The 6,535-nt window shown below is 29.1% G+C and carries 3 protein-coding genes; all 3 read right to left on the bottom strand.

Annotation, left to right across the window (positions count from 1 at the left end; all coding sequences use genetic code 11):
- Positions 1-38: 38 nt before the first annotated feature.
- The 3 genes from HMPREF1983_RS07505 to HMPREF1983_RS07515 all read right to left on the bottom strand — a co-directional run bounded on the left by HMPREF1983_RS07505 (position 39) and on the right by HMPREF1983_RS07515 (position 6,394).
- Positions 39-1,985, bottom strand: coding sequence for a fructose-bisphosphatase class III (locus tag HMPREF1983_RS07505; protein ID WP_021753729.1), 1,947 nt, complete (start codon positions 1,983-1,985; stop codon positions 39-41).
- 259 nt (positions 1,986-2,244) lie between these two features.
- On the bottom strand, positions 2,245-5,271 hold the full coding sequence (locus tag HMPREF1983_RS07510) for an AAA family ATPase (RefSeq protein ID WP_021753730.1): 3,027 nt from the start codon (positions 5,269-5,271) through the stop codon (positions 2,245-2,247).
- Positions 5,258-6,394 carry an exonuclease SbcCD subunit D gene (locus HMPREF1983_RS07515; RefSeq protein ID WP_040461342.1) on the bottom strand — a complete coding sequence of 379 codons (1,137 nt, stop codon included), beginning with the start codon at positions 6,392-6,394 and terminating at the stop codon, positions 5,258-5,260. Before HMPREF1983_RS07515 ends, HMPREF1983_RS07510 begins: the two co-directional genes overlap by 14 nt.
- Between the last annotated feature and the right edge of the window lie 141 nt (positions 6,395-6,535).

The raw sequence follows: 6,535 nt of genomic DNA on the forward strand, positions 1-6,535 counted from the left end.
TTCCGCAACTGTTTGTTTTTTTTTTATATTTACCCTTATTATCTTTCTACTAATGTCCCATCTTTATAAGCATCAAGTAACACTTTCAACTGTTCTATCTGTATTTTCATCTCTTGACCGGTATCCGTATCCGCTATTGTTTTTCGCTCAACTTTCTTATCAACAACACGACGTGTCGACACAATATCCGTTTCATCTTTAAGAGCTTTTTTCTTACTTTGAAATATGTCATGTCGCATAATCTGTAATCCATAAGAATTATAAGTCAATGTATATCCGCCATGCCCCGTAGTTTTATGATAAGCACGTGACATACCGCCGTCGATAACAATAGTACGTCCGTTTGCTTTAATCGGATTTTCTCCTTTTATTTCTTTAACCGGAGTATGGCCGTTAATAATATGCCCACTTTCTGACAATCCAAATTCTTTTAGTAACTTAATACAAAATGCTTCATTATCACGCAATTTATAATAAGCATTTTTCACTTCTTCATGAGATGCCTTATGTTCTATAAAGTAACGTTCAAATGTAGTCATATCACGTTTACCGAAGAGCGGAGAATATTCGCCTTGCCATAGATAGAAAAATAATCCATCACCGCTTCGATCATTACTGTAAAAAATACTACGAACTTTTTTATCAAAAAAGTCCAACATCGCTTTTCCTGTATAAGTTTCTCCTCTATAGGTAAATGTTTGGAAATTACCGTTCACATCAACCGGCATACAACCATGAATTAATAGATTACCGTTATAGCATTTATACATCGCACCTTTATTGATAAATAATTCAATATGTTTTTTTAATTTCTCACTGGTGGTAAATAGCTCTCTTAATTTTCTCACTACTTTTTCTTCTTCCTTATTTAGTTTATAAGGATTTTTTCTATCAACGGTTGGAAAATTGCATGATGTCATAGGATATGTTTTCCCACGTACCTCTACCGTCTTTTTCTCAAAGTTTATTTTATCAAGTAAAGCACGACTACCTAAATTAAATTCCGGATTTGTATCAATTGCCTGTTTTTCCAATTTAAACTGAATTACCGCTATAGCCTTGTGCATACGTGCTATTTGCATAATTTCATGTTCACTGTATTTTAATTCATCATTTTTCGATAATTTCGGCATAAATTCCTTACAAGGATCATCTTTATAATATGTTTCACTAAGATTTAATAAACTTCTTAAAGAAATTCCATATCTGTCTTCTATAATATCCAAATTATCATATCTCGCACAAATTCTCAGTACATTCGCCATAGTAATTGCATCGCCACAATATGCTCCAATCCACAACATATCATGATTACCCCATTGAATATCCACAGAATGATAATTAAGCAGACGATCCATGATTTTATCAGGATAAGGCCCACGATCATAAACATCACCCACTATGTGCAAGTGATCAATAATCAGTTTATGAATAGATAAACTAAGTTCAATAATAAACTTATCCCCCGCCCCCAATTCTATGATATTTTCAACAATTTTCTCATAGTAAACAGCTTTATCACGTGTTTGCATTTTGTATAACAATTCTTCAATAATGTAACTAAAATCACTCGGTAAAATTTTTCTTACTTTTGAACGTGTATACTTACGTGCTGCTATTTGGGTTACTTCTAATAAACGTAAAAGCAAAATCTTTTGATATTCTTTATACTCAATCTGAGTAAATTCTTTTTTCAGTATATTTAATTTTTCTTCCGGATAATAGATAATTGTTGCCAATAAATTTAACTCTTTTTGTTGTAATCTATTGCCGAAAACTTCTTTTAATTTTTCTTTAATTACACCGGAACCGTTACGTAATACATGGTCAAACGCCTCATATTCGCCGTGAATATCACTAAGAAAATGCTCTGTCCCTTTTGGCAATGATAAAATCGCCTCAAGGTTAATAATTTCTCTCATTGTTTCATTAATATTTTTAAAATTATTTGATAATAAACGTAAATGTTCCCTAGATATATCCATAGTTTTCTCCTTGAAATCGTTTTATATCTATCATTCTATCACTTTTTTTATCAGATTTCAATTAGAAAACGTATCATAATGCTAAAATTAGATTGTTATTATTTCCCGTTATTTTAAATATCAAATTCAATTATTTTTTCGTTATTCTGATAAAAGGTTTTACTGCAGTAGTTTTAATTTCAAGAATATCACTACCCTATATATTATATTTTTACACATTTAATTCGGTATCTTTCATATAAGAATAACCCTAGTAAAATTAAATACCTACAATTTTTACTTTTGATGAATTATTATCAGAATATACTTCCACTCCGGCTCGTATCCGTTCTTTTAACTCACTAACATGGGATATTATTCCGATGTTTCTGCCATATGACTGCAATTCAATAAGAGTTGAGATAGCGGTATCGAGCGTTTCGCTGTCTAGTGAACCGAACCCTTCATCTATAAAAATCGTTTCAAGAGAAATACTACCGCTTTCTTGCTGAATAATTTCAGCAAGTCCTAATGCTAGGGATAGTGAAGCTAAAAATAACTCACCTCCGGAAAGAGAACTAACATCTCTGTTACTGTTCGAATTAACGTCATATACTTCTATATCCAAACCTTGAAGTCCATTACCTTTTTGACGTTCTAATTTTCTTATAAAACTGTAACGTCCCTCGCTCATTTTTAAAAATCGTCTTGAGCCGGCTTCTAATATCAGATCAAGATAATAACCTTGAACATATGTTTCAAGAGATTTTTTATTATCGGTTTTTCCACTAATAACATTGCTTAAATGGATAATTTCATTGCTGTTACCAACCTCTTTTTTCCATATATTATATTCACCTAGTAAAGCATTATACAACTCATTATTTGCGTTAAAAATTGTTTCAAGAACAACCGCTTCTTTCTTTATTTCCTCTAAGGAATTTCCTTTTTTGTCCAATTCTAATTTTATTTGTTTCAACTGTGGGCGTTGTTGCCCTAATAGTTCTTTTTCCAATCTCTCAATATTATTCAATAATATATTTACGTTGTTATTATATTCGTTTACCGTTAAACGATATTCTTCTAATTTTTTTATTTCAGATAAATTATCATTGGCAATTTCAATATTATTGTAGTAGTGTTTTAATTTTGAATTATTAAATTCTTCAGTTAACTTACTTTTGTCAATTTCCAACTTTTCAGACTGCTCTTTATTATTTTTTATTTCAAAATCTAATTTAACATCAACGAGTGCTAAGTTATTTTTGGTTTCGTTATATATTTTTTCTTTTTCCTGAAAATCTTTTATTTTATCCAGTAGTGAATTATAATATTTTTCAAAATCATCAACATTATCTTTTATTTTTTCTTTATATTGACTTATTTTAATCTGAGCGGATAATAATTTTTCCTTATAGCTTTGTTCTTTTTGCAAAACTTCTTCTAATTGTACTATTTCTTTTTCTGACTCATTTACAGCTTTTTGTATTTTTTTAAAACTTTGTTTTATTTTATCACTTTTCTCTTTTAATATGTTCTCGTTATTACTTAATTCTTCCAACTCTTCGGCGGCTTGTTTATTTATCCCTATTTTCAACACACCGGATTTTTTCTCCAATTCAGCTATATCTTCTTTATTTTTTTGGAATGTTGTTTCCAATTTTATTATTTCTTTTGTAATATTTTCCAACTCATCTTTACAATTAGAATCTAACTGAACTACATTTTCTTTTTTAGGAAGATGTTTTATCTTTTGCTTACAAACTGGACAATCATCACCAATATGAAGTTGCTCCACTAAATTATTTATTAATTCTCTATTTTTATTTTTTTCTATTTCATCTACTTTATTTTCCAACTCTTCTTTAGTTATTAATAATCTTTCTAATTTAGATTTATAATCCTTAACTTTTTTTAATTTATTTTCTATCTCTGCTATTAATTTATAGTAATTTTCCAGATTTTCTACTTCATATTCTTTCTTTAAAATTTCCAGCTTAATATTATTTAATTCTTTTTCTACTAGGGTATTATCTTCTTCTATTTCTTTTTGTTTAGCGATTTGTCCTTCCAAACCTGCTTTACATTCCCTAAGTTTATTCTTATCAGCTTCTAAATTACTAATCTCCAAAAGATATTTTTTTTCATCAAAAAATGCCTCTTTGTAGCTTTTAATATTATTGTAAAAATAGACTCTTTCTTCTGCATACTCTAATTCTTTTTTATTTGTTTCGGCAATGCTCTTTAAATAATCTCCTAAATTATTATTATTCTCCAATTCCTTAATATAATTTGCTTTTTTCTCTATTAATTCTTCACTTTTATTTTTTTCACTCTTTATTTTTTCCAACAAAGTATAATACAACTCTATTTTATGTTTATTTTTCTCTAATTCTTCTAATTTCTCTATTATTTGATTAAGGCTTGTGATATTTTCTTCTTTAGCTTGTAAGTTTTTATATTCATTATTGTAATTATCCAACTGAATAAACTTATCATCTACTCTACTTAACTCTAAATAGTTATTTTGAAGTTTTAAAAACTCCTCTTCTTTTTCTTTTAAGCCTTGATCTAAATTATTTTTTTCTTTTTCTTGTTTTTTAAGCTCATCTTTTAAATTATCAAAACTATTTTCTTGGAGATATTCTACCTCTTCCAACTTATTTGAAAATTTAAAATGACTAAATCTATTTATCAATTCTTTTTCTTTTACCTTATATTCACTCGCTAATTCTTTAGCATAGTTTTGTAATTTTTCTACAAATTTTTGATATAAATAAGTATTAAATAATGAGCGTAAGATTGTAGCCTTTTCTGATGATTTTGAGAGTAACAGCTTTTTAAACTCTCCTTGGGGTAAAATTATAATTTGACAAAATTGTTTATCATCAAGTCCTAATAATTCAACTACTTTTTCATTCACCGTTGTTTCTTTACTAGCAATAACTTTTATATTATCTCCATTTATTTGCATAAATTCAACTTTACCGGCTGTTAGCGATCTGTTCCCTTTTTTAAGATACGCTAGGGTTCTTTCTAAACGATAGCGTTTTTCTCTTATCTCAAAATCAAAAATAACCTTTGTCTTAATTTTATCATCGGCAGTTTTCGAGCGTAAACTATCGATATTCTTTCCACCGCTAGTTTTATTATAAAGCGCATAGACCATTGCATCAAACAGAGTTGATTTACCTGCACCGGTTTTACCTGTTATAAGAAATATCGGTTCATTTATTATTTTACTCCATTCTATTACTTCATGTTTATACGGTCCAAACTCCTGTAATTCTAATCTAATTGGTTTCATCGCTATTCACCACCTTAAAAATATTCTCCAGTGTTTTTTTCTGAATATCTGTAAGCTCTACACTAACTTCTTCTTTGTAAAAGTTTTCTATAAGTTCTAACGGAGTTTTTGATAACATTTCTTTGGTTAAACTTTCTTTTTCGCTATTTTCTTTTTTTGTTTTTTTCTTTAATAACAGTGTATTGGGATACATTGCCTGTATTCTTGGCATCGGATCTGTTATACCGTCCAATCCGCTAAGTTCCATACTAAAAAAATCATGTTTAAAATTAAAGTTATTTTGAAACTCTTTAGTCATTACTTCGTTATAATCTGCCACTACATTATACAGTTTTCGTAGTGGTTCCAACGGTAAAAACTGTTCTTCAAATGAATTTTTCGTAATATTAATAAGCCTTGTCCCTTTTGTTTGTTTTGCTTCACTAAATGAATATGCTAACGGGCTACCACTATATTTTATTTTTTCTTCGTTACACGCATTCGGATTATGAAGATGTCCAAGTGCCACATAATCAAATTTTTCAAAAACATCAACAGCCACATTTTCAACAGTACCGACAGAAATTTCACGTTCGGAGTCGGTTTCTAAACTGCCGGCTACAAAAGTATGTGCAACAAGAATATTAACATTCTTCTCATTCATGGTACTATATATTTCATCAATAACTCTCTTAGTCGCTTTATGATGTGTATCAAGTGTATTATCGTTAAAATACTCCCTTGCTTCATACGGCTCAAAATATGGTAACAAATACATATCTACATTATCAAATGTTATTTTTTTAAAACTTTGCTCAAGTGTTGTATGTAAGTAGAAATTATGCTGACTGAACCACGCTTTTCCTACCGAAAGTCGCTCTCTATTATCATGATTACCGCTAATTGCAACAATCGGTAAATTATGTTTGATATTAATATCTGAAAGTGCCTGTTGTAGTAAATGCGTCGCCTCTTTACTCGGAATACTCTTATCGTATAAATCACCCGCAATAATAAGTAATTCCGGATGATATTTCTCTATTTGATTAATAATTTGATTAATAATATACTCTTGATCTTCGAGTAGACTAATCCGTTGTAATTTTTTTCCAATATGCCAATCGGCTGTATGCAATATTCTCACGCCAATTCCTCCGCTATATTTAATATAATTATTATAACAAATTTTTTTACCCAAACCAAAATAATTATACAACTTTATAACTAGCTACTTTTATTTGTTGTAAATTTATACATATATTATTTTACAAATATTACAGCAATG

It is taken from the genome of Gemella bergeri ATCC 700627 (assembly GCF_000469465.1).
GTDB classification, from domain to species: domain Bacteria; phylum Bacillota; class Bacilli; order Staphylococcales; family Gemellaceae; genus Gemella; species Gemella bergeri.

Coding starts and splice junctions, on each gene's coding strand:
- HMPREF1983_RS07505 (WP_021753729.1), bottom strand. CDS start 1,985: ATGGATATATCTAGGGAACATTTACGTTTATTATCAAATAATTTTAAA.
- HMPREF1983_RS07510 (WP_021753730.1), bottom strand. CDS start 5,271: ATGAAACCAATTAGATTAGAATTACAGGAGTTTGGACCGTATAAACAT.